Consider the following 22,868-nt stretch of genomic DNA (forward strand, 5'->3'; position numbering starts at 1 on the left):
CGGCCGCGCCCACCCCGAAATTTTCGGCCGATCCACTCGCCGCCATGCGCACCGATCCACTTCGAACGACAATCTCCAGGTGCGGATTAATTCTGCGGGCGTTGATCATCGACGGTACACCGATCAACCCCGGCGTTCGCAGCCCATGCCGAATATGCCGTTGCCGCATTCAAAGCAGCAGATGAAATATCTCGAATACCACGGACCACTCGCCGGTTCCTGGATTCTTGACCTTCGGTGCGATCGCGACGAACGTCTGCGCAAGGGCCACGCTCAGACCACCGGCAATCAGCGGCAGCCGACGCTCGGTGTCGTCCGAGAGGGCGAGGTCGAGCGGCGGGCGCGCGGCGAGTTGGTCGAGCAGCGGTTGCAGCTCGATCTCCTCATCCAGCTTCTCGAACCGGTGGATGCTCTGCTGCAGTCCCGCGGTGATCGGCAGGTCCCACGATTCGATCACATCGCGTGAGTTCGCCTTCGCCGATGCCTTGGCAACGACGAACAGGTCATAGATCTTGTCGTCGATGAATTCGGTGTAGCGCTTGAGATCATTGCGGTCCACCTGCAGCCCGGCCGCGGCACGGAAGAAACGCTGAAATTTGACAACGCCCATTACCGGCATTTCGGTCAGCTCCTCTCGAAGTATTCGTGAATATGGCGCACCGCCATCGCGCCTTCACCGACGGCGGACGCGACTCGTTTGACCGAGCCACTACGGACATCGCCCACCGCGAAGACGCCGGGCCTGCTTGTTTCGAGCGGTAGCGGTCGACGGCCGGAATCGCGCTGATCCTCGGCCGGGTACACCGCGTCCGGGCCGGTCCGGACGAAGCCGTGCGCGTCTAGCGCGACGGTGTCCGCCAACCACACGGTGCACGGTACGGCCCCGATGAAAACGAACAGGGCGGCCACCGCGAGCTTCTCCCGCTCCCCGGTGCGATTGTTCTCGACCACGATTGCTTCGAGTTCGCTGACACCGGCTACCTCACGCACCTCGGTGTTGCGGTGCACCGTCACACGCGGGTGCTGCTCGATCTGCTCGACCAGATACCGGGACATACTCTTGCCGAGATCGCCATCCCGGATGAGTAGGTGCACGTGCTCGACGTGACCGGCGAGAAACACTGTTGCCTGCCCTGCGGAGTTACCGCCGCCGACGATCGCCACCGGGTTCACGCCGCACATCGACGCCTCCTGATGGGTCGCGGCGTAGTACACGCCGGTGCCTTCGAAGCGCTCGATCCCGGTCACGGCGAGTCTGCGATAGCGGGCGCCGGTGGCTAGGACGACGGTGCGGCCGAGCAGCGCGCCGCCACCGGCCAGCCGCAGCAGATGGTGTCCATCCTCGGCTTCCAGCCCGACTACCTCCGCGGACACCAGCAATCGAGCACCGAACTTTCCGGCCTGGATGACCGCTCGCTCGGCCAGCTCGGTGCCGGAGATGCCCGCGGGAAAGCCCAGATAATTCTCGATGCGCGAGGACGTGCCCGCCTGCCCACCCGCCGCAATCGCCTCCAGCATCGAGGTGTCGAGCCCGTCCGAGGCGCCGTACACCGAGGCGGCCAGGCCGGCCGGGCCAGCACCCACCACGATTAGGTCGCACACCTCGCGCAGCGTGTCCGGCACCGGTAGGCCGATGAGGCGCCCCAATTCGGCATTCGTCGGATTGCGCAGCACCCGCTCGCCGCGCCAGATGACGACCGGAGTGTCCTCGGGTGTGACCCCGAGATCACGCAGGAGTTTTTCGGCCCGACTGTCGCGCTCGAGGTCGATCCAGGTGTGCGGCAATCGGTTTCGCATCGCGAACTCGCGTAGCCGCCGGATGTCGGGCGAGTAGCAGGAACCGATGATTCGGAACCCGGAGACGATACCGAGCAGCTGGCAGCGGCGGATCAGATACGCGCGCAGAATGAGGTCGCTGAGCACCGGATCGTGTTCGACCAGCGCGCGTATCCGCTGGATCGGGACGACCAGCACCTCGCCGTCTTCGATCATCTCCGCGGTGTAGAACGCGACCTGACCTTCCAGCAGGCCGAGCTCGCCGAGGAATCGGCCGGGCCCGTGGATGCGCAGCACCCGGCGTTCCCCCGCATCGTCGTCGACGATCGCGACGGTGCCGGACAGGATCACGAAGAACTCGTCGCTCGGCGCGCCGGCGCGCACCAACGTCTCACCGGCGCGCACCGCTCGCCGGGCGCCGCCGACGGCGAGCGTCGCCACCTGCGCGTCCGACAATCGCGGAAACGCGCCGACATCGTCCGGGGTTTCGATGTTCATCAGACGAAGTTCTGATGGACGTAGCACCAGCGCCAATTCTCGCCGGGTTCCATCGATTCGACGATGGGGTGGCCGGTCCCGGTGGCGTGCGCTCGCGCGTGCCGCATCGGGGACGAGTCACAGCAGCCGACGTGCCCGCAGGTCAGGCACAGCCGCAGATGCAGCCATGGCGTGCTGAGCCGAAGACACTCTTCGCAGCCCTGCGGTGTCCGCGGCGCCACCGGCTGGATCGCCGCGACGTGGGGATCGGTATAGATGGAGGTCATGCGGTCACCCCCTTATCCGCTCGATCGGAGAGGCCCTGGTCCAGCCACCTCCGCAGTTCCGGTACCGGAGCGGCGCCCGCCTGCCGGGCAAGCACCTCGCCGTGGTCGAGCACGAGCAAGGTTGGCACCGCCCGCACGACGAACCGCTCGGCGGTGCGGGGTGCGGCGTCGACGTCGACCTTGACCAGCTTCAGCCGACCGGCACGTTCGGTCGCGAGCTGTTCGAGCGCCGGGCTGACCATCAGACAGGGCCGACACCAGGTTGCCCACAGGTCGACAAGGACTGGCACCGAGGACTTTTCGGTCACCTCGGTGAAGTCGTCGTCCCCCGCCGCGACGATCCATGGCAGCGGTTTGTGGCAGTTACCGCAGCGCGGTGTGCCCTCCGCCGCGGCCGGAACCCGGTTGAACTTCCCACAGTTGGGGCATTTGATCTTCGCGGTTTCCATGGTCGTACCTCGTTTTCATGCCGCGATCGCGGGCGCGGTGTACGCGACCGCGAGATCGGCACCGTCCACGGTGACCGTGACGGCGCCGCCCTGCCCGATATCGCCGCGCATGAGCGCCCGGCCGATCTTCGTCTCGACTTCGTGCGCGATGTAGCGGCGCAACGGCCGCGCACCGTAGACCGGATCGAATCCGTGCTGGGCGATGAGCCTGCGCGCCTCCGGGGTGATGTCGAGCCTGATCTGCCGTTCCGCCAGGCGATGTCGGAGTTCTTCGAGTTGCAGCTCGACGATGTGCTCGATCTGCGGCAGCGTCAGCGGCGTGAACAGCACGATGTCGTCGACGCGGTTGAGAAACTCGGGGCGGAAGTGTCCCCGCAGCTCGGCGAGCACGCGATCCCGCGCGTCCGGCTTGATTTCGCCGTGGGCGGTGACACCCTCGAGTAGATGGTGGGAGCCGATATTCGAGGTCATGATGATCACGGTGTTGCGGAAATCGACCTGTCGGCCTTGCGAATCGGTGATTCGACCGTCGTCGAGCACCTGCAACAGAGTATTGAACACGTCGGCGTGCGCTTTCTCGATCTCGTCGAACAGCACCACCGAGTACGGCTTGCGGCGCACTGCCTCGGTGAGCTGTCCGCCCTCGTCATAACCGACGTAGCCGGGAGGGGCACCGATCAACCTGCTGACCGTGTGCCGCTCCTGGTACTCGCTCATGTCCAGGCGCACCATATTGTCTTCGCTGTCGAAAAGCGCCGCGGCCAAGGTCTTCGCGAGTTCCGTCTTGCCGACGCCGGTGGGTCCGAGGAAGATGAACGATCCGATCGGCCTGCGTGGATCGCGGATTCCCGACCGGGCCCGAATCACCGCGTCCGCGACAAGTTGCACCGCCTCCTCCTGCCCGACCACCCGCTCGTGCAGGATTTCATCGAGCCGTAGCAACTTCTCCCGCTCGCCCTCTTTTAACCGGGCTACCGGGATTCCGGTCCACGCGGCGACGATTTCGGCGATCTCGTCCTCGGTGACAACCTCTTGCAGCAGCGGCTGTTTGCCCTGCTTGGTTCGCAATTGTTCCTCCGCCGCTTGCAGATTGCGTTCCAGCTTGGTGATCTCGCCGTAGCGCAACTCGGCCGCGCGATTGAGGTCGTAATTGCGTTCGGCCTCTTCGGCTTCGTGGCGCAACTGCTCGAGTTGTCCACGCAATTCCTGCACCCGCCGGATCGCCTGCCGTTCGGCCTCCCATTGGGCGTGTCTCGAGTCGGCCTCGGCCCGCAGATCGGCAAGTTCCTTTCGGAGCTCCTCGAGACGAGCCTTGCTTGCCGCGTCGGTCTCCTTGGACAGTGCCGCCTCTTCGATCTCCAGCCGGGTCACCTTCCTGGTGAGTTCATCGAGTTCCGCTGGCATCGAGTCGATTTCGGTGCGCAGCCGAGCACATGCCTCGTCGACCAGGTCGATGGCTTTGTCCGGCAGGAAGCGGTCGGTGATGTAGCGATGCGACAGGGTCACGGCCGCCACCAGCGCGCCGTCCTGGATCTTCACGCCGTGGAAGACCTCGAGGCGTTCGCGCAGGCCGCGCAAGATGGACACCGCGTCCTCCATGCTGGGCTCGTCCACCAGCACAGTCTGGAACCGACGTTCCAGTGCCGCATCGGATTCGACGTGCTTGCGGTACTCGTCCAGGGTGGTGGCGCCGATCATGTGCAGCTCGCCGCGGGCGAGCATCGGCTTGAGCATATTGCCCGCGTCGAGGGATCCTTCACCGCCGACCGATCCCGCGCCGACCACGGTATGTAGCTCGTCGACGAAGAGCAGAATGCGGCCCTCGGCCGCCTTCACCTCCGACAGCACGGCTTGCAGGCGCTCCTCGAACTCGCCTCGATATTTCGCCCCCGCGACCAGCGAACCCATATCGAGGGAGAAGATCGTCTTGTCGCGCAGGCCTTCTGGCACATCGCCACGGACGATGCGCTGGGCCAGGCCCTCCACGATCGCGGTCTTGCCGACGCCGGGATCACCGATCAATACCGGATTGTTCTTGGTCTTCCTGCTCAAAATCTGTGTCACTCTGCGGATCTCGGCGTCTCGGCCGATGACCGGGTCCAGCTTGCCCGCGCTGGCTTCGGCGACGAGGTCGCGGCCGTATTTCTCCAGTGCCTCGTAAGCGCCCTCCGGGGTCGCCGAGGTCACCCGCTGATTACCACGAACCGCGGTGAGCGCCTGCAAGAACGACTCTCCGGTGATGCCCTGACCCGCGAGGAGCCGGCCCGCCACAGTGCCCGATCCCTCTTCGGTCAGCGCCATTACCAGGTGCTCCACCGAAACATAGGAGTCCTTGAGCCGCTTGGCTTCTCGTTCGGCCGATTCGAGCAGCGCCGCCAATCGCCGGGTGACCATCACCTGCCCCGGCGCGGCGCCCGGGCCGCTGACCTTGGGTCGGCGGACCAACTCGCGATTCAGGTCGGCGCGCAACGCGTCGAGATCCGCGCCCGCCTGGTCGAGCAGCCGGGGCACCAGCCCGTCCTGCTGGTCGATCAAGGCGAGCAGCAGATGTTCGCCGTCGACCTCGCTGTGCCCCAATCGCGTCGCCGCGTTCTGCGCTTCGCTCAAGGCTTCCCGAGACTTCTCCGTCAACTTGCTGGTGTCCATCGGGACGTCCTCCTTCGACGAGGATCGGCTTCGAGTTCTTCGATTCGGTCCAGCAGATCGAGCACCAACCCGATTGCCGCATAGTTCAATCCGAGCCCGGACCGCAAGCGCTGGATTCGGGCGACAAGGGCCACCGCGGACGGTTCGAAGCGAAGTTCGGTACCTTCGCGGGCACCGTCGAGCAGTCCGAGCGCGACCAATCTGCGCACCATGTCCGGATGCAGACCGGACCGCTGTGCGAAATCGTCGAGCCGCAGCCCCGGTTGCCGCACGATCACGTATTGCGGTGTGGGCGTGCTCATTGCTCTCTCCTCGGATCGAAGGTCGATTCGGCGGCCAACTGCTCGAACAACTCCCGTTCCCGCGCGGTCGGTTTCGACGGCACCATGACCTTGACCTCGGCGTACAGGTTGCCGTTGGCGCCGCGGGCATTGGGCATGCCCGCGCCACGCAATCGCAGCTTGCGCCCGGTCGAGGAGCCCGGCGCCACTTTGACTTTCGCCTCGCCGCTCGGAGTCGGGACCGCGACGGTGGCGCCGAGCACCGCCTCCCACGGGGACACGGGCAGGTCGACGTAGATGTCGCGGCCGACCAACCGGAAGCGCGGATGCGCCTTGATGTGCACGACCAGGTAGAGATCCCCGGCAGGCGCGTCGCCACTGCCCATGCCGCCCTGCCCGGCCAGCCGGATCCGCTGGCCGTCGATCACCCCGGCCGGGATATCAACGTCGTAGCTGCGCCCGTCGAGCCCGAGCTTGCGCTTGCCGCCGCGGTAAGCCTCCTCGACGGTCAGCTCCAGGACCGCCTGCTGATCGGCACCCGGAATCGGTCCGTATCCGCCGCCACGGCCACCGAAGATATCGCCGAATATGTCGCCGAAGTCGACGTTGCCGTCGAAACCGCGACCGAAGTGCACGCGGGTCCCGCCACCGAAACCACCGCTGCCGCCACCGAAACCACCGGTGGCCGCGCCGACCCGTTCGTCGTAGTCCTCCGGCACCCGCCGGAAGTCCTCACCGAAGCGGTCGTAGCGACTCCTCGTCGACGGATCGGACAGGACCTCGTACGCCTCGCTGACCTCCTTGAACCGATCCTCCGCCGCCGGATCGGAATTCACATCCGGGTGATATCGCCGCGCCAACTTGCGATATGCCTGCTGAATCTGGTCCTTGTCGGCGTCGCGGGGAACCCCGAGGACCTCGTAGTAGTCGCGCGCCATCGACGCTCACTCCTCGCGTCTGCTGACGATCACGGCCGCCGGACGCAGCTGCCGTCCGTTCTCGCCGTATCCGGGGCGCAGCACCTCGACCACGGTTCCCGGCGGGAAATCGGTCCGGTCGACCACGCTGACCACCTCGTGCATTTCCGGGGAGAACGGCACCCCCACCTCCGAATGCCTCGGGTAACCGAGCTGTTCGAGTACCTGCACCGCCTGGTCCCGGATCGCGCGAACGCCCGCGACCAGTGGGTCCGCATCGCCGTTCGCGTGCGCCAGCGCCAGTTCCAAGTTGTCCAGCATCGGTAGCCAGGCACCCGCCACCTTCGATCGTTCGGCCGCGCGCTCTCGATCGAGATCCCTGGCGTAGCGCTTGCGTAGGTTGTCCAGATCGGCGGCGGCGCGGCGCCAGCGGTCTTCCAACTGGGCGATCTGGGCTGCAGGTTGTTCGGACGCCGCGTCCGGATCGGGGGTGTCGGTGGTCGACTGGTCTGCGGAGGTTTCCATCGGAAATCCCTCAGCTCCGGTCGAATTCGGCGTCGATCACGTCGTCGTCACCGGGTGAGCCCGCGCCGGCACCCGCGCCCGCGTAGCTCGACTGTCCGTCGCCGCCGCCGGTTTGCGCGGGCTGCAACCCGTACTGCAATTGCTGCAGTTCCGAGGTGAGCGACTGCACCCGATCCAGCGGCGCTTCTTCTTTGACGGCCTGTCTGGCGTCGGCGATCAGCATCTCGGCGCGTGCCCTCTCGTGTGGCGGCGCGCTGTCACCGAGTTCGGCCAGGCGCCGTTCCACCTGGTACGCGGCCGAATCCAACGCGTTGCGGGCATCGACGGCCTTGCGCAGTTCCTCGTCCTCGCGGCGGTGCTGCTCGGCCTCGGCGAGCATCCGGTCGACCTCGCTCTGGTCCAAATTGGACTGCTCGCTGATCGTGATGCTCTGCTCTTTACCGGTGTCCTTGTCGCGCGCGGTGACATTGAGGATGCCGTTGGCGTCGATGTCGAAGGTGACCTCGACGTGCGCCTGGCCGCGTGGTGCCGGCCGGATGTCCTCCAGTCGGAACCGGCCGAGCACGCGGTTGTCGGAGGCGCGCTCGCGTTCGCCCTGGAGCACCACCACATCGACCGCGGGCTGGTTGTCCTCCGCGGTCGAGAACACCTCGCTGCGCCGGGCCGGGATGGTGGTATTGCGCTCGATGATCTTCGTCATCACGCCGCCCTGGGTCTCCACACCGAGCGACAGCGGCGTTACGTCGAGCAGCAGCACATCGGAGACCTCGCCCTTGAGCACGCCGGCCTGAACGGCCGCGCCGAGCGCGACGACCTCATCCGGGTTGACGCTCATGTTCGGGTCCTTGCCGCCGGTCAGCCTGCGCACCAGCGCCTGTACCGCCGGGATGCGGGTAGAACCGCCGACCAGGATCACCTCGTCGATGTCATTGGCGGTGACCTTGGCGTCCTTCATGGCCTGCTCCACCGGGCCGAGGCAGCGCTGCACCAGATCCGCGGTCAGGTCCTCGAACTTCGAGCGCATGATCGTTGTGGTGAGGTGCTTGGGTCCGTTCGCGTCGGCGGTGACGAAGGGCAGATTCACCTGTGTCTGTGTCACCGAGGACAGCTCGACCTTGGCCTTCTCTGCCGCCTCGAAAAGTCGTTGCAGCGCTTGCGGATCGGCACGTAGGTCGATGTGCTCTTCGCGCTGGAATTCGTCGGCGAGATAGTCGACGATGCGCCGGTCGAAGTCGTCGCCGCCCAAATGGGAATCGCCCGCGGTGGAGCGGACCTCGACCACACCGTCACCGACGTCGAGCAGACTGACATCGAAAGTGCCACCGCCGAGATCGAATACGAGCACCGTCTCGTGGGTCTGCTTGTCCAATCCGTACGCCAATGCGGCGGCGGTCGGCTCATTGATGATGCGCAGGACGTCGAGTCCCGCGATCCGGCCCGCGTCCTTGGTGGCATTGCGCTGTGCGTCGTTGAAGTAGGCGGGCACGGTGATCACCGCTTCTTTGACCCGCTCCCCGAGATATTTGCTCGCGTCATCGACCAGCTTGCGCAGCACCAGCGCGCTGATCTCCTCGGGCGCATACTTCTTGCCCCGCACATCGAATCGGGCAACGCCGCCCTCGCCCTCGACGACGTCGAAGCTCACCGCCTTGGCTTCCTCCGATATTTCGTCGAAGTGGCGGCCGATGAATCGCTTCGCCGAATAGATCGTGCCCTTCGGATTCAAAATCGACTGTCTGCGGGCAAGCTGACCGACAAGTCGCTCACCGCTTTCGGTGAAGGCAACCACCGACGGTGTGGTGCGCGCGCCCTCGGCATTGGCGATCACCACCGGCTCCCCGCTCTGCCAGCTCGCGATGACAGAATTCGTAGTTCCGAGATCGATTCCTACAGCAGTGGCCATATCAATTCCTTCGGATCGGCGCGACCGGCCGGCCGCCGGGTATTCGACACCGCCAATCCTGCCGACCGCGCCAAAGGCATGAAACGGTCCGACAAGGCGAAAAACGGAAACCGATTGGTCCCGCCGGAACAGGGGCGATAGGCGATCAGCTATGGATCGCGACGGTGTTGTCGCGGCGTTCGACCACGCCGTCGAGCAGTGGGATCGGGGCCGACCCGCAACCCTCCGGTAGAGCTGCGGCTCGGCACTGCGGGCACTGTGACGCCGAGCGCGCGGCCGTTCTGATGGGAGCCGCGGCGGAACTATCACGGTTCGTGGGTAGCGTTGCGAGTTTCGTCCCGGGCTCATCGCAAACCGAGGTCATCGATCGACCATCCGCTAGGAATTCGGAAGCCCTATTCGGCCGGCATGGGTTTCGTGCAGGCGTCGGGGCCGTTGAGCAGTCCGGCTCGGTAGGCATCGACGCGCGTGCAGCCTGGCGCGTCAGGGTTCTTGTCACCGAAGCCGCGGAAGACCAATAGCGCGGCGACGGCGCTATCGAGATCGCCAGGGGACATGCGGAACTTGCTTGGTCGGCCGGTTTTCCCGGAGGACGCTTGCGCTCCATGCGCCGGCGAAACAGTCGCCGCGCAGTGCCGCGGTTTTGTCGTCGGAGTGGTCACCGTCTCGGGCGTTCACGGCCTGGCCGTATTCGTTGGCAAAGGGTGTCGCCACGCCGAAGTCGCCACCCTGGTAGTAGAAACGCGGGAGGTTTGCGGCGTCGTAGCCGATGTAATCCTCTGGGGCGCAATAGAACAGGACGTAATCACCGGGCGGGGAGCCGCCGCAGGTCGGTGGTTCCCCCGGGTCGAAGCCGACGACGTTCACCGGTGTCCACGGCTTGTGGGTCAGCGCCGGAAATGTCTGCGCCCAAAAGTCTTCCAGGTCCGCGGGCACCAAGTTGAGGACCTGGTCGTAGGGCACGTTGCCGCCTGTTGCCAGCTCTCGCAGCGATCGGAAGGCAGTTCGATCACCCCAAAAGGAGGGATGCGACCCGGTGTACGAAGCGCGGCTGTTGCGGCGGTTCATCTCTCACGAAGTCGAGACACGCATTTGGGCGGGCGCTGTTGTCCGGCGACATCGACGACGGTGCCACCCTCACCCTCGATGCCGACAACGGTGAACTCGTTGCACGCTTCGGACTGACGGATTGCACAGATCTCGACCGAAAGGGCGGCCGGCCCAGCGCCCCGGCGATAGGGTGGACTATGCGGTCATGGTCGAGCTGACCAGCTTTTTTCGATCCGCGACGGGCCCCACGCTTCGGAAGCCGCAGAAAGTGAGGAACGAGAATCATGGGTGAGCCGACAACGATAATCGGGAATCCGTCGGGGGAACAGTACGACAATCCCTGGCCGTTCGGGCGTCCGGCCAAGGAGAACGCGTTGCCATCTTCGCGTTCGAAGTGACGAGCTTCGACGGAGAAGCCGAAGCTATCCGGACGTACCACGTGGGTCCCGCAGATCTGGCCGAAGTAAGGAAGAATCGCGCCCCGAGCCGCAGGGGGTCACGGTGCAGTGGACCGGAGTGCGGCGGAACCGTCGTTCGACCACCAGCCAGTCTCGATATCGAGGCCGCGATGATGGATCTCGACCGCTCCGCCGAGGCGATGTTCTAGTACGAAGTTATGCCGGACGTCACGCAGCTTGTCCGGATGTCGCGCGATCGAGGAGCATGTGATGAACCAGCGACTGTTCGATTTCATCGACGAGGCTCTGCGGCAATGCTTCGATTCCGGCGCCGGGCCGTATCCGTGGTTGTGCCGAGACGACGTCGAAAGGGTGCTGTCCGACGACGCCCGATGGCGTGTGATGCACGGCCGGCTTGCGGCGATGGAATGGGGCAGCGGCGAATCCACCGGCAACGTCGCTATTACCTCGGAGCGTTTGCTGATAACACCCGACGGTCTGCTCTATGCCGCCGGATTGAGCGCGCCATTGCGGCGAGCGGCCACTCTCCGAGTAGCGGCGGGGACAATGCGGCGGCCACTGTATTACCTGGCGACGCCGCCACCGTTGTTCGAATCGATCGTCGACCGGGTCGGTACCACGTCAATGCTGCGGGGAGCGGTGTCTGCGGTGGACAATCGGCTCGGCCACGACCTGCTGTTTCCTTGGCCCCTCGATGCTGCGCTGCGCCGAATGCTTGATGCCCAGCCGGTTATGCGCATGGAACCCAGCGGATGGCGGTAGGCACACCGCGGAAATGGATTCTCGGCCGCGCGCTATCGACGACTTCATCCGGGCAAGGACCTGGGAGGACAAGGCCGCCGCGCTGGCGAGCGGAAGCTACACCGACACCGCAAGGGAAGTGCGAGAAACTTTGGGAAAGTAGCACATTCTCACAAGCGTTGATGCGCAGCGGTGGCGACCTCGACGACCCGCAGAACGGCTTTGTCGACGACGCGCCCGTTGGTGTCGACCGGGCGATGCCAATGCCGCACTGCACATGATCGCTGTTGTCCGGATGCGCCATGATCCGGCCACCCGCGCCTACGTCACCAGACGCACCACCGAGGGCTTGTCCAAGCGCGAAATTATCCGCTGTCTCGAGCGCTACATCACCCGCCAAGCCTATCGAGCCATCATGACCGACTTAGCCCAGCCACGGGCGCAACTGGACAGCCCTCAGCAACCTGACAGACGTACTCGATAGGGCGCATGAGCGGATATCGATCGAGGTGCGACGGAGAAAAGTGATGCGTCACCGCCTGTTGGATCGATCACCTCGGCGTGCTGCTGACCGCAGTGGCAGGTTGGAACAGTTCAATCAGGTTGCCGGTGGGGTCGGCGAGCAGAATTTGGCGGCCGCCCGGGCCGCTGACCAATTCGCTGCGGAATTCGATGTCGGTTGCGCGGAGGCGTTCGATCTCGGCATCGAGGTCGGCGACGACGAGGTGGATGCGATTGGCCCCTGGTCCGGCGATGTCGGCGGGGGTGGCGCGCGCACCGGAACTGGCTGGGCCCGACAGCAATAGGCGCAGCGGGCCGCGGACCACGTCGGCGAAGGCGGGGATGGCGTTGGTGTGCAGGGTGAAGCCGAGGTGGCCCGTGTAGAAGTCGGCCGCTGCCTGAACGTCATCGACGAGGTAGCGGACGCTGGCGTAGTCGGTCGTGGATGTTGTCATCGGGCACTCCTGTTCGTGAGAGTCGGCAGCAGATAGTGGATGCGGGTGTCGATTTCGGCGGCCGTGGCCTGAAACCTCGGGTAAATGTCCTCGTCGCTGCCGTGTGAGGCCGCCGGGTCGGGGATGCTCCAGTGGATCCATCGAGGATCGTCACCGAAGTCGGGACAGACCTCACGTGCCTTGTCGCACAGGGTGATCACCGCATCGAAGCGATGATCGGCGAGGGTGTCCAAGCGGCGGGGGCGGCGGCCGGACAGGTCGATGCCGAATTCCTCCCGAAGCACACGCACCGTGTCGGCATGCATGGCCGGCTTCGGATTACTGCCGGCGCTGAGTACGTCGACTCGGCCGCCGGTGCGCAAGCGCAACAGCTCTTCGGCGATCGCGGAGCGGGCGCTGTTGCCGGTGCAGACGAATAGCACCGCGAGCGGTACCGAGGGTTCGAATGCGGTTGGCGCGGGCGTCATTCGCAGGGCGGGGTGCAGTACTGTCCCGGCTCCGGCGAACATCTCGGCGCTGCGGTCGAGATCCAGGTGGTAGTAGCTGTCTCGGCCGTCGTGACTGCTGCGCGTGTTGGTGACGAGGCCACCGTCACGCAGTAGCCGCAGATGGTAGGAGACCAGATTCTGCGGCTCACCCACGCGGGCCACCAGCTCGCGCACGCGATAGTCACTGTCCGACAGTTCGGTCAACAGCTGCCAGCGCAAAGGATGCGCGGCGAGATGAACAAATGGTGGGACGGCTTGACGAGTCGACGTCATGAGCTGAGGATAGCATCAAATACATCAAGTGTGTTTGATGTAGTTTCCGAATCGGTCTGCGTCAGGAGCATGGTGTCCAGGAAATCGGTGTCGGTCGCGGCGGACGAGCTGCGTCGGAGCTTGGGACTGAGCGATGCTGTCGTGATCGGACTCGGCTCCATGATCGGGGCGGGGATCTTCGCGGCCCTGGCTCCGGCGGCGCGGGCGGCGGGCTCGGGACTATTGCTCGGGCTCGCGGTCGCGGCGGTGGTGGCCTACTGCAATGCGACCTCCTCGGCGCGATTGGCCGCACGCTATCCGGCCTCGGGTGGCACGTATGTGTATGGGCGCGAACGGCTCGGCGAGTTCTGGGGATATCTGGCCGGATGGTGTTTCGTGGTCGGCAAGACCGCGTCCTGCGCGGCAATGGCACTGACAGTCGGCGCGTACGCGTGGCCGGCACAGGCGCACGCCGTCGCCGCCGCGGCGGTCATCGCGCTGACCGCGGTGAACTATCGCGGCGTACAGAAGTCGGTCCTGGTGACCCGGGTGATCGTGGCGATCGTGCTGGCCGTGCTCGCCGCGGTGGTGGTCGCGGCGTTCGACTCCGGCACCGCCGACGCCGCACGGCTGGAATTGGGTTCGGACATCACCGTTGTCGGGGTTCTACAGGCAGCTGGACTGCTGTTCTTCGCCTTCGCCGGATACGCGCGGATCGCCACCCTCGGTGAGGAAGTCCGCGATTCCGCCCGCACGATTCCCCGCGCGATTCCGCTCGCACTGGGGATCACCCTGCTCGTGTACACGATCGTGCTGATCGCGGCGCTGAGTGTGCTTGGGCCACAAGGATTGTCCGAAACAACCGCTCCGCTGTCGAGCGTGGTGGGTGCCGCCGGGGCCGGCTGGCTCGAACCGGTGGTGCGCACCGGAGCCGTCATCGCCGCGCTCGGTTCGCTTCTCGCCCTGATCCTCGGAGTCTCACGCACGACGCTGGCGATGGCCCGCGACCGGCATCTGCCGCACGCCTTGGCGGCGGTGCATCCCCGATTCGCGGTGCCGCATCGCGCCGAACTGGCCGTCGGCGCGATTGTCGCGGTCGCCGCCGCGACCACCGATGTCCGTGCCGCGATCGGGTTCTCGTCCTTCGGCGTACTGCTCTACTACGCGATCGCCAACGCAGCCGCGTGGACACTGACCCCGTACGAGGGCCGACCGGCGCGACTGATCCCCGTAGTCGGGTTGCTCGGCTGCCTGATGCTCGCGTGCACGCTGCCGGCGCTGTCGGTACTGACCGGCAGCGTGGTCGTCGTTCTCGGCGCCGCGATCTACCTTGTCCGCCGCAGGTCCATCACGACCACGTGATCCCGATGAAGTCCCACCACCCACAGCTCGACAGCTCTGGAGAAGATCCGATGACCGATCGCTGTGCCTACTGTGCCCTGGCAGGAGAGGACGCTGCCGAACCGTTCGGCGGCTGGATCCATCGCGACGAACAGTGGTTGGTGGCCCCCGGCGAACCGGCCACGACCATGCCCGGCGCGCTGCGAATCACCTCGCGACGGCATTACGTCGACTTCGCCGACATGGCCGCCGCCGAAGCCGCGACCTTCGGTCCGCTGTGTTCCGTTCTCGATCGGGCGCTACGGGCAACCACCGACACCGAATGCGTGCACCTCGTCTCGACCCGCGACCGCATCGCGCACTTCCACGCCTGGCTCTACCCGAGACCGGCCGCCCATCCGCTGCGCGGCACCGAATTTCTCAACGCCCCCCAACGCGGCACCCCCGACATCGTCGAGAGCACGGCACGCGCCCTGCGCACCCATCTCTCCGAATACCTGCTGGGCTCGACCCACTAGCACCGGTCTTCAGCTGACCCGCTACGCCCGTCCCGTCAGCGATTGCCGAGGCCACCGATGCGACGGGAGCGGTTCACACCCAACCCGCCGAGGACCAAGGCGATCAGACCGAATGCCATGGCCACCCAAGCCCCGACTATCCCGTTGCCGGTGCCGGGACCACCATCGGCGGTGGCCGCGAACACGCTACCGAGGACCAGACTGAGCAGCCCTGAGACCAAGGCCAGCACCGCGCCTCGCCGCTCATTGCCCGTGCCGAAACGACTGACGCGGGCCAGGACGAGAACGCCGACCACTACACCGACCAGCCCCACCAGCGCGGTCAGGCTCGGTCCGAGCCGCCCGGACGTCATGCCGGTGACGGCGGCAGTCTGCTGGACCGAGGCGGTCGCTGGGGCGGCGAGGACGATACCTGCGAGCAGGCCGGGTGCTAGGACAGCGGGCAGATGACGGATAGACATGAGACTCCCTGTGTCGAATGGCTCGATGTCGCTTCATCATGTGCGCCGACCGACCGCCGAACATCCTGCAGACGTGGACAATTCGCGCTGCCACCGCTGCGGTAGACAACTGCTCCGGACGCGGTAGAAACCGCGAAACTACCGCGTTCGCAGTAGCGGACTCATCGTCCGTACGCGGGAGTTGCCCAGGCGAGATTCCAGTTAGGGTGCACACATGAGCAGGGCACCGATCCGGATCGGAGACTGGGCGGTCGCCGTCGGAGCGGCGGCCATCCTGTTGGGCGCCGGTCTGTCCGGGCAACGCTCTCCCACAAGTCTCGACCTGCTGGGCTATGCGTTGCTGATAGTCGGCGGCCTGGGGTTGGCCGCGCACCGCTGGGTTCCGGTCACCGTGCTGACTGTGAGCGGGTTGTGCGTATTGGGTTACCAGGCAATCGGTTTCGATGTGGCCGCCATCGCTTTCCTGATCGCGGTGTACGCGACGGTCCGGGCCGGACATCACCTCATCGCGGTGGCGGGTTCGGTGCTCATGGTGGTCACTTTGCCGTTCGCGATGCTCCTCGCGCATCACGACTGGTCCGTGGGTGAGGCGTTCACGCAGGCCCGCGATGCCCTCCAACTCGCCTGGCTCATCGCGGCCGGTGCGGCGGGAGAGGCGCTGCGGCAGGCAGAGCGGCGAGCCGACGAGGCCGAGCGCACCCGCGAGGAGACCGCGCGGCGCCGCGCCGATGAAGAGCGCTTGCATATCGCGCGAGAACTGCACGATTCACTAACGCACCAGATCTCGGTCATCAAGGTGCAATCCGAGGCCGCCGTCCATGTGGCGCTCAAGCGGGGCGAAGCGGCGCCGGAGGCGCTACTCGCGATTCGGGAGGCCGGTCGCGAGGCCGCGCGGGAACTGCGAGCGACACTGGAGGCGCTGCGCGACGACAGCACCGCCCCACGACAAGGGCTCGACCACGTCCCGGACCTCGTGGAACGCGCCCGCACAACGGGTTTGGACGCGACGCTGACGATCGAAGGACCACGCGTGGATATGCCCGCCGCAGTGGACCGGACTGTTTACCGAATCATTCAGGAGTCGTTGACAAACATCTCCAGGCACGCCGCCGCCACGACGGCATCGGTCCGGATCTGTTACCGCCCCGACGCGTTGATCATTCGGGTCGACGACGACGGCAAGGCCGGACCGCATAACTCGCCCGTCCACGGTGTCGGACTGCTCGGGATGCGCGAACGCGTCAACGCGCTCGGTGGCCAACTCCGGGCGGCACCACGAAGCGACGGCGGGTTCTCCGTACAGGCCGAACTCCCCGTGGAACCAACATGATTCGCGTCCTACTGGTTGACGACCAACCACTCATCCGCAGCGGATTCCGCGCGCTCCTGGACCTCGAAGACGATATCGAGGTGGTGGCCGAGGCTGCCGACGGGCGCGAGGGTCTGACGCTGGCCAGGCGACACCTGCCCGACATCGCGCTCATCGACATTCAGATGCCCGGGATGAACGGCATCGAAGCAACCCGGCACATCGCGGCAGACCCGGCCCTGACCGGTGTGCACGTGGTCATCCTGACCAACTACGGCCTGGACGAATACGTCTACCACGCACTACGCGCGGGCGCGGCCGGCTTCCTCGTCAAAGACATTCGCCCGGAAGACTTTCTGCATTCGGTTCGCGTCGCCGCTCGTGGTGACGCTCTGCTCGCCCCGTCGATCACCCGCCGCCTGATCCACCGGTATCTCTCCCAACCACCCAACACCAGCGCCGGACTGAAGGAACTGACCACCCGCGAACGCGAGGCCGTCACACTCGTCGCGCAGGGCCTGTCCAACGACGAGATCGCAAACCACATGGTCATCAGCCCACTAACGGCAAAAACCCACATCAACCGGGCCATGATCAAGCTCCATGCCCGCGACCGCGCGCAACTCGTAGTCCTGGCTTACGAATCCGGTCTGGTCATCCCGCACAACTCCTGACAATCCCGCTCGGAAGTCCGGCGAGCCATCTCGCAGCGGCCAAGGACCAGACGATCACACCGTAATCGGCTAGATGGCGCGCACTCGAGTCCACTGGAGTCAGCAGCTACAACGACCGCTGATGAACCCGCTGGGCGTGGTATCGCAGAACCATCCGATCTTGACGGTGGCACCCACCACCCGCCGTGCCCGAATAGGACGGTTACAGTGCATACACCAGGCATGGCACACCCGGCGACCGAGCATGGGCGCGGCCGCAATCGCCATGGCCTACAAGCTGATCGAGGCCGCCCGAGCCCGCTGGCGCAAGTTCAACGCCCTCCGAGCTTGTCGCACTCGTCGGTAACGGCGCCCTGTTCCACAAGGGCAAACTCCCCGAACGACCGCGTGTATCACCCCGCCGCCGTCAACCGACCCGGCCGACACCACCCGAACGGAGGTCGCCTGAAACTTGCCGATCTACAGGTCTGGACAATATCCCCAACAATCCCTTCCCGGCCTCGCTGAAGCTCGGCAGTGGCGGCATGACCCAACTGACAGATCAGGGCCTTGTGCGCTTCTCGTTCGCGCGCCCACGGCAATGCTGACACTTATATTTGGCTGACTCTGCACGAACGGGCACAGGATCTCATATGGCCTTGTGCAATAAGCCCTTTGCCATTTTTGATGGAGCTTAGCGAGGTAGCGACCGACAGGAGCGAGTATGACGAGCGCGGGCCGAGACTCCTATTCTCGTCGGATGAACGACGCAGGCAGCGGCCGAAAATCCGCTCGCGTTGGGAGTATCAACACCGCGCGGGCGGACACCGCCACGGAGCTACTCCTCTATCTCCAACGTGCGGCGGGCAATCGGGTCGCTGTGGAGTTGCTGTCGCTACAGCGGCAGAACGCGCCGCGTGCGCGGCCGACCGCGCCTACCAGCAGACTCGCGCAAGCCATCGAAGCGATGCGGCAACACCGCGAGCCCGGGGTTAGGAACACCGCACGGGCGATCGACAGCGGTGAGGTACACCTGATGTACTTGGAGGATTGCCCAATCGCGGAAACCGGGGAGGGCTACATCGTCCGCGTCAACCCGCGTACCGGCGAGAGAATAGTATTGGGAGGTGAAATCACTTCTGCCATTGCCGGTCAACGCGGCCAGTACATTCTCGTTTCGCGGCTGGTGCATCCCAGCGCATTGATTCCGGCGATTGTCCACGAAGTGAACCATCTCATGCGGATCGACGGCGGTCGGTCCATGGCGGACGAGTCCGGATTCCCACGATATCGCGACGAATTTCAAGCCTACTGGGTCGAGGCGTCGATTACGGGAGCGCCCGATCCCGATGCGATCCGGCGGACGATTCTGCACGACTACCCGGCGCTGCATCGTTCGTACGTCGCCCGACCTGATTTCCGAGCCCAGGTCGATCAATGGCGTCGCCCGGACACGAATATTCTCAATTCACCCGCGTGGGCTCGGGTCGAACGCGCCGTGTACCTCGGCACGGTCGATCATTCCGACGAAACCATTCGCCGCCTCATCCTCTCGCTGACCCCGAGTGATCGAGCGGAATTACGGGGTCAGGACAATTTCATGCGCATGCTGCGAAGTCGTCTTCCCGGACCGTTGGGTGACTTGGCACTCCGGCTGATGTCACAATGATCGCTCGGCTGGCTGGGATTGGCCTGTCTTGTGGTGATCATGGTCGGTTCGGCCCTGCTGGGGGAACCGATCAACTCGAAATTCCGCCGCCTCGCGGAGGGCACGCCGCCCGAAGGTGCCGAAACGCTACGCGCGTTTTGGCGCCGGTTCCACTTCGTTCGCACCGGTGTCGCGGTCGCGGCGCTGGTTTTCCTGATTGCCGCGGTCATCGCCGCTCTGTGAATGGAGATCACGATGGACCTGACCCACTACGGTCACGCATGCGTGCTGGCCGACATCCCCGGGCCCGAAGGCCCAGTTCGCGTGCTGTTCGATCCCGGTGCCTACTCGCGCGATTTCGAACACCTGCGTGACTTGGATCTGATCCTGATCACGCATTCTCACCCTGACCACCTAGACGCCGAGCGCCTCACGACTCTGCTGGACGACAACCTCGACGCCGAGTTGGTACTCGGCCAAGACAGCGTCGCCGCACTGGCTGATCCAGACCGACTGGACATACCGAGGCATCCTCGAAGTCATGCGGTCGCGCCCGGGGACAAACTGTCGCTGCGCGGTATCGAGATCGAGGTCGTCGGCGGTGAACATGCCTGTATCCACTCCGACCTTCCGGTCTCGGCGAATGTCGGATACGTCCTCAATGGAAGCCTCTTCCACCCGGGTGATGCTTTCGACGTCCCGTCGGGCTCGATCGATGTGCTTTTGCTGCCAGCGGGTGGCCCCTGGATGAAGATCGGTGAGGGCATCGACTACTTGCGGGCGGTGGCGCCGCGTATTGCGGTGCCGATTCATCAAGCAGGGCTGGCTCCGGTGCACCAGAACTTGCATCACGGCCTGCTGAAGAGTCTGGCTCCCGCAGATACCGAGATTGTGGTTCTCGACCACGCTGCGGTTCGGAGTTTCCAGCCCACCGATGGCACGGATTCGAACTGAATCCGAGCTACCGGCAACGGTATCGGGCTGTCAGGAGACGTAATGCATTTACGCATCAAGAGCTGGCCGCTGTGGCGGCACTTCGCGGCTGGATTCGTCGCACTCGGCATGGTCCAGGGCGGGACGCAGGCTTACACCGAATACATGCGAAGCAAATCCGCTGCGGCGCAATGGGATTGGTCCGTTCCGCAGCAGTGGTACGACGCCATACACTGAACTGGTGTGGAGCCGGCCGGAATGGCGGTCCCACCCAGCATGGCACCCACAAGCACTTACGATCTATCGAGGAAGAATTCGGCGTTCTGGCGGCTGTAGTCGACCATGCCTCGGGCACGTCGTTCTGGTTGAAATGGCCTCAACCGGACAAACGGGTTCGCATGCGCCGCAATCGACGCAATCGTCGGAGTTGATGTAGAGCATGCGGTCGCGCTCGTAGATGCAGTCGACAGGGCACTCTCCAACACGTGCTCGCTGGGCCGACGTGCCGGTTTCTCAGGATTTTCTCAGCTGGACCCCAATTGAACCCACAGGACTCCTACCTGCGGTTCTGAACTGGTTCAGCTCGACGCCGTCAACCACCGGCGCACTGCGACAGCTGATCGACTCCGCCCTGCGCGGCGCGCCACTCGCCACCAACTGCTCGTAGGCGCCAAGTTCCGCACCATCACGATATTGGTCAGGGTCTGACGAAAACGGCCATCCGACTGACCCTTCCGGCCTTCGGTATCGGCCGCGCCGATTTCCCGGCGTTCAATTCCAGCAGGTCGCAGTCGCGGCCACCGGTTGATTCCGCTGGAAGGAAACGACAATGACCGAATATGTGACGCTCGAACACGGACAGCTCGCCTGCGATGTGGTCGGCGACGGACCGCTCGTGGTGCTGTCGCATGGCATGGGCACCGTCCGGCAGGACTTCCGCCATCTTGTCGGCCCCCTGACAGCCGCGGGCTACCGGGTGGTCAACGTGGACATGCGCGGGCACGGCGAATCCAGCCTCGACTGGCCGTCGGTGACCGGAAAAGCCGCCATCAGCCGCACCGATGTAGCGGAGGACCTGCTGGGCGTCATCCGGCACTTCGGCGGCCCGGCGGTGATCGTCGGGCACTCGCTGTCGGGCGGCTCGGCGACGATCGCCGCGGCGCAGGCCCCGGAGCTGGTGACCGCGATCGTCGAGATCGGCCCGTTCACCCTCACCCAAAGCCTGAATGTCGCAGCCTTGTTCACCAACCGTCGCTACCGTCGTGGAGGGGTGCGGCTGGCGCTCACCACGATCATGAAATCGTTTGCCTGGTGGCGGCGGTATCTGGATGTGGCCTATCCGACCAAGCCCGCCGACTACGACCGATACCTCGCCGGCCTCGAGAACATCCTGCGGCAGCCCGAGCGCTGGGCGGAATTCATGAAAACCGGACAGACCACCCCTGCGGACGCGCACGCCCGGCTGGCGGACGTCCGCTGCCCCGCGCTGGTGATCATGGGTTCGGCGGAGCCGGACTTCGTAGATCCCGAGGCCGAGGCGAATGCGATCGTGGCCGCCATTCCGGGCGGTTTCGGCCGGGTCGCGATGGTCGACAACGGTGGACACTATCCACACGCCCAGTTCCCGGATCGTGTTGCCGCAGTGATCATCCCTTTCCTCGATCAGCACGTGGTGCGCGGCACGGGCGCGGAGGGCAAGCGCGTCGGGTGATGTGGCTGCCTGGGCGAGCCTCCCGATCGCCATTGTGCGCGGCGATATCGCGGCCATGGGGGAGCCCGATTGCCGTCACGGTCACACACTGATCGTGGCGGCCACCTGTCCGGACTGCGATGATAGCGCAATGCCCGCACCGCGCTCCATCGTTTTCGTCGCCTACCAGGGCATGCAGTTGGTCGAATTGGCCGGGCCGATGGATGTTTTCGGGTTCGTCAACGCGGTCGCCGAGAAGACGATGTACCGGCTCGTAACGGCCTCGCCGCAGGGCCGGCCGATCAAGGCCGACGGCGGTCTGACCATCGCGGTCGAACACTCGCTGCATGACCTGGCCGCCTCCGCCGACGAGATCGACACCCTGATGGTCGTCGGCGGCTGGATCTCCGGGCCGGTGTCCGCGGAAGTGGTCCGCGAATTACCCGCCCTGGCCCGCAAATCCCGCCGAGTGACCTCGGTGTGCTCGGGCGCGCTGCTGCTCGCCGCTGCCGGCCTGCTCGACGGCTACCGAGCCACCACCCACTGGGGTACGACCGATCGACTGGCCCGCACCTACCCTCGCGTCACCGTCGAGGCCGACCGCATCTACGTCCACGATCGCAACCGCTGGACCTCCGCGGGTGTCGCGGCCGGGATCGACCTCGCCCTGGCCCTGGTCGAGGACGATCACGGCCGCGAAATGGCCCAGCAGATCGCCCGCGCCTTCGTCGTCTTCACCCGCCGCTCCGGCGGCCAAGCCCAATTCAGCGCCCAGCTGCGCACCCAGCCCGCTCGTACCCCTGCCATCCGCGCCGTCCAACGGTGGCTCCCCGACCACCTCGACGACGACCTGGCAGTCTCCGCTCTGGCTCAGCGCGCCGACATGAGCGAACGACATTTCGCCCGCGCCTTCCGCGCCGAAACCGGAACCACCCCGGCCGCATTCGTAGAAGACCTCCGCATCGAAGCGGCCCGCCGCCTCCTGGAATCCACCGAACTCACCATCACCGCCATCGCCCGCGCGGTCGGCTACCGCCACGGCGAAACCCTCCACAGAGTCTTCATCCGCCGACTCTCCACCACCCCCGAACGCTACCGCCAGCACTTCGCCACCGGCGCGAGCCTGCACTGAGCACAGTGTTCGTCCG

General features: G+C 65.4%; 26 protein-coding genes and 2 pseudogenes. 13 read left to right on the plus strand and 15 right to left on the minus strand.

The window, feature by feature from the left end; translation table 11 throughout:
- Positions 1-169 precede the first annotated feature (169 nt).
- The 11 genes from ACQPYR_RS21215 to ACQPYR_RS21265 all read right to left on the minus strand — a co-directional run bounded on the left by ACQPYR_RS21215 (position 170) and on the right by ACQPYR_RS21265 (position 10,224).
- The gene (locus ACQPYR_RS21215; protein WP_433635203.1) at positions 170-610 is read right to left on the minus strand and encodes a DUF1931 family protein; all 441 of its coding nucleotides are present in this window, start codon (positions 608-610) and stop codon (positions 170-172) included.
- Between the two features lie 14 nt (positions 611-624).
- Complete coding sequence (locus ACQPYR_RS21220; RefSeq protein WP_433634785.1) at positions 625-2,274, minus strand: FAD-dependent oxidoreductase; 1,650 nt, start codon at positions 2,272-2,274, stop codon at positions 625-627.
- Positions 2,274-2,540, minus strand: coding sequence for a UBP-type zinc finger domain-containing protein (locus ACQPYR_RS21225; protein WP_433634787.1), 267 nt, complete (start codon positions 2,538-2,540; stop codon positions 2,274-2,276). The genes ACQPYR_RS21220 and ACQPYR_RS21225 overlap by 1 nt, the downstream gene beginning before the upstream one ends.
- Positions 2,537-2,989, minus strand: coding sequence for a thioredoxin family protein (locus tag ACQPYR_RS21230; protein WP_364339361.1), 453 nt, complete (start codon positions 2,987-2,989; stop codon positions 2,537-2,539). The genes ACQPYR_RS21225 and ACQPYR_RS21230 overlap by 4 nt, the downstream gene beginning before the upstream one ends.
- 15 nt (positions 2,990-3,004) lie before the next feature.
- Complete coding sequence (clpB, locus tag ACQPYR_RS21235) at positions 3,005-5,635, minus strand: ATP-dependent chaperone ClpB (RefSeq protein WP_433634789.1); 2,631 nt, start codon at positions 5,633-5,635, stop codon at positions 3,005-3,007.
- Positions 5,617-5,937 (minus strand): chaperone modulator CbpM, encoded by a 321-nt coding sequence (locus ACQPYR_RS21240; RefSeq protein WP_433634791.1) that lies wholly within the window; start codon positions 5,935-5,937, stop codon positions 5,617-5,619. The genes clpB and ACQPYR_RS21240 overlap by 19 nt, the downstream gene beginning before the upstream one ends.
- A complete protein-coding gene (locus ACQPYR_RS21245) occupies positions 5,934-6,854 on the minus strand; it encodes a DnaJ C-terminal domain-containing protein (protein WP_433634793.1) in 921 nt (306 codons plus the stop codon). The genes ACQPYR_RS21240 and ACQPYR_RS21245 overlap by 4 nt, the downstream gene beginning before the upstream one ends.
- A gap of 6 nt (positions 6,855-6,860) precedes the next feature.
- A complete protein-coding gene (locus ACQPYR_RS21250) occupies positions 6,861-7,358 on the minus strand; it encodes a nucleotide exchange factor GrpE (protein ID WP_433634795.1) in 498 nt (165 codons plus the stop codon).
- Positions 7,359-7,368: 10 nt separating this feature from the next.
- Positions 7,369-9,261 carry a molecular chaperone DnaK gene (dnaK, locus tag ACQPYR_RS21255; protein WP_433634797.1) on the minus strand — a complete coding sequence of 631 codons (1,893 nt, stop codon included), beginning with the start codon at positions 9,259-9,261 and terminating at the stop codon, positions 7,369-7,371.
- 395 nt (positions 9,262-9,656) lie between these two features.
- On the minus strand, positions 9,657-9,818 hold the full coding sequence (locus ACQPYR_RS21260; RefSeq protein ID WP_433634799.1) for a hypothetical protein: 162 nt from the start codon (positions 9,816-9,818) through the stop codon (positions 9,657-9,659).
- Positions 9,796-10,224, minus strand: a complete 429-nt coding sequence (locus tag ACQPYR_RS21265; RefSeq protein WP_433634801.1) for a hypothetical protein — start codon at positions 10,222-10,224, stop codon at positions 9,796-9,798. The genes ACQPYR_RS21260 and ACQPYR_RS21265 overlap by 23 nt, the downstream gene beginning before the upstream one ends.
- 755 nt (positions 10,225-10,979) lie before the next feature.
- Between ACQPYR_RS21265 and ACQPYR_RS21270 the strand changes: the two genes are divergently transcribed.
- Positions 10,980-11,492 carry a hypothetical protein gene (locus tag ACQPYR_RS21270; RefSeq protein ID WP_433634803.1) on the plus strand — a complete coding sequence of 171 codons (513 nt, stop codon included), beginning with the start codon at positions 10,980-10,982 and terminating at the stop codon, positions 11,490-11,492.
- Between the two features lie 13 nt (positions 11,493-11,505).
- Positions 11,506-11,634 carry a hypothetical protein gene (locus tag ACQPYR_RS21275; RefSeq protein ID WP_433634805.1) on the plus strand — a complete coding sequence of 43 codons (129 nt, stop codon included), beginning with the start codon at positions 11,506-11,508 and terminating at the stop codon, positions 11,632-11,634.
- Positions 11,635-12,022: 388 nt separating this feature from the next.
- On the opposite strand, the gene ACQPYR_RS21280 is transcribed toward ACQPYR_RS21275, so the two are convergent.
- Together ACQPYR_RS21280 and ACQPYR_RS21285 are read right to left on the minus strand one after the other, a co-directional pair.
- On the minus strand, positions 12,023-12,427 hold the full coding sequence (locus ACQPYR_RS21280; RefSeq protein ID WP_433634807.1) for a VOC family protein: 405 nt from the start codon (positions 12,425-12,427) through the stop codon (positions 12,023-12,025).
- The gene (locus ACQPYR_RS21285; RefSeq protein WP_433634809.1) at positions 12,424-13,188 is read right to left on the minus strand and encodes an ArsR family transcriptional regulator; all 765 of its coding nucleotides are present in this window, start codon (positions 13,186-13,188) and stop codon (positions 12,424-12,426) included. The genes ACQPYR_RS21280 and ACQPYR_RS21285 overlap by 4 nt, the downstream gene beginning before the upstream one ends.
- A gap of 69 nt (positions 13,189-13,257) precedes the next feature.
- On the opposite strand from ACQPYR_RS21285, the gene ACQPYR_RS21290 reads away from it, so the two are divergent.
- Positions 13,258-14,529: an APC family permease gene (locus tag ACQPYR_RS21290; protein WP_433634811.1), complete on the plus strand. Its 1,272-nt coding sequence runs from the start codon at positions 13,258-13,260 to the stop codon at positions 14,527-14,529.
- Between the two features lie 50 nt (positions 14,530-14,579).
- Positions 14,580-15,026: a hypothetical protein gene (locus ACQPYR_RS21295; RefSeq protein WP_433634813.1), complete on the plus strand. Its 447-nt coding sequence runs from the start codon at positions 14,580-14,582 to the stop codon at positions 15,024-15,026.
- Between the two features lie 35 nt (positions 15,027-15,061).
- Here ACQPYR_RS21295 and ACQPYR_RS21300 read toward each other — a convergent pair whose 3' ends face one another.
- Positions 15,062-15,487 carry a DUF6223 family protein gene (locus ACQPYR_RS21300; protein ID WP_433634815.1) on the minus strand — a complete coding sequence of 142 codons (426 nt, stop codon included), beginning with the start codon at positions 15,485-15,487 and terminating at the stop codon, positions 15,062-15,064.
- A gap of 214 nt (positions 15,488-15,701) precedes the next feature.
- On the opposite strand from ACQPYR_RS21300, the gene ACQPYR_RS21305 reads away from it, so the two are divergent.
- The 7 genes and pseudogenes from ACQPYR_RS21305 (at position 15,702) to ACQPYR_RS21335 (ending at position 20,267) form a co-directional block, all read left to right on the plus strand.
- Entirely contained in the window at positions 15,702-16,817 is a 1,116-nt protein-coding gene (locus ACQPYR_RS21305; RefSeq protein ID WP_433634817.1) for a sensor histidine kinase, read from the plus strand.
- Complete coding sequence (locus tag ACQPYR_RS21310; protein ID WP_433634819.1) at positions 16,814-17,470, plus strand: response regulator; 657 nt, start codon at positions 16,814-16,816, stop codon at positions 17,468-17,470. Before ACQPYR_RS21305 ends, ACQPYR_RS21310 begins: the two co-directional genes overlap by 4 nt.
- 244 nt (positions 17,471-17,714) lie before the next feature.
- Positions 17,715-17,856 (plus strand): annotated as a pseudogene (locus tag ACQPYR_RS21315) (IS256 family transposase); the annotation flags it as partial.
- Positions 17,857-18,329: 473 nt separating this feature from the next.
- The gene (locus ACQPYR_RS21320) at positions 18,330-19,118 is read left to right on the plus strand and encodes a hypothetical protein (RefSeq protein WP_433634821.1); all 789 of its coding nucleotides are present in this window, start codon (positions 18,330-18,332) and stop codon (positions 19,116-19,118) included.
- A gap of 18 nt (positions 19,119-19,136) precedes the next feature.
- Positions 19,137-19,340 carry a hypothetical protein gene (locus ACQPYR_RS21325; protein WP_433634823.1) on the plus strand — a complete coding sequence of 68 codons (204 nt, stop codon included), beginning with the start codon at positions 19,137-19,139 and terminating at the stop codon, positions 19,338-19,340.
- Positions 19,341-19,352: 12 nt separating this feature from the next.
- Positions 19,353-20,051 (plus strand): MBL fold metallo-hydrolase, encoded by a 699-nt coding sequence (locus ACQPYR_RS21330; RefSeq protein WP_433634825.1) that lies wholly within the window; start codon positions 19,353-19,355, stop codon positions 20,049-20,051.
- A 42-nt stretch (positions 20,052-20,093) separates the two neighbouring features.
- Positions 20,094-20,267, plus strand: a complete 174-nt coding sequence (locus tag ACQPYR_RS21335; RefSeq protein ID WP_433634827.1) for a hypothetical protein — start codon at positions 20,094-20,096, stop codon at positions 20,265-20,267.
- Between the two features lie 65 nt (positions 20,268-20,332).
- On the opposite strand, the pseudogene ACQPYR_RS21340 reads toward ACQPYR_RS21335, so the two are convergent.
- Positions 20,333-20,522 (minus strand): annotated as a pseudogene (locus ACQPYR_RS21340) (indolepyruvate ferredoxin oxidoreductase subunit alpha); the annotation flags it as partial.
- Between the two features lie 337 nt (positions 20,523-20,859).
- On the opposite strand from ACQPYR_RS21340, the gene ACQPYR_RS21345 reads away from it, so the two are divergent.
- Both ACQPYR_RS21345 and ACQPYR_RS21350 read left to right on the plus strand, forming a co-directional pair.
- Complete coding sequence (locus tag ACQPYR_RS21345) at positions 20,860-21,741, plus strand: alpha/beta fold hydrolase (protein WP_433634829.1); 882 nt, start codon at positions 20,860-20,862, stop codon at positions 21,739-21,741.
- 130 nt (positions 21,742-21,871) lie between these two features.
- Positions 21,872-22,852 (plus strand): GlxA family transcriptional regulator, encoded by a 981-nt coding sequence (locus tag ACQPYR_RS21350; RefSeq protein WP_433634830.1) that lies wholly within the window; start codon positions 21,872-21,874, stop codon positions 22,850-22,852.
- Positions 22,853-22,868: the final 16 nt, after the last annotated feature.

It is taken from the genome of Nocardia sp. CA-120079, assembly GCF_050955745.1.
GTDB lineage: Bacteria > Actinomycetota > Actinomycetes > Mycobacteriales > Mycobacteriaceae > Nocardia.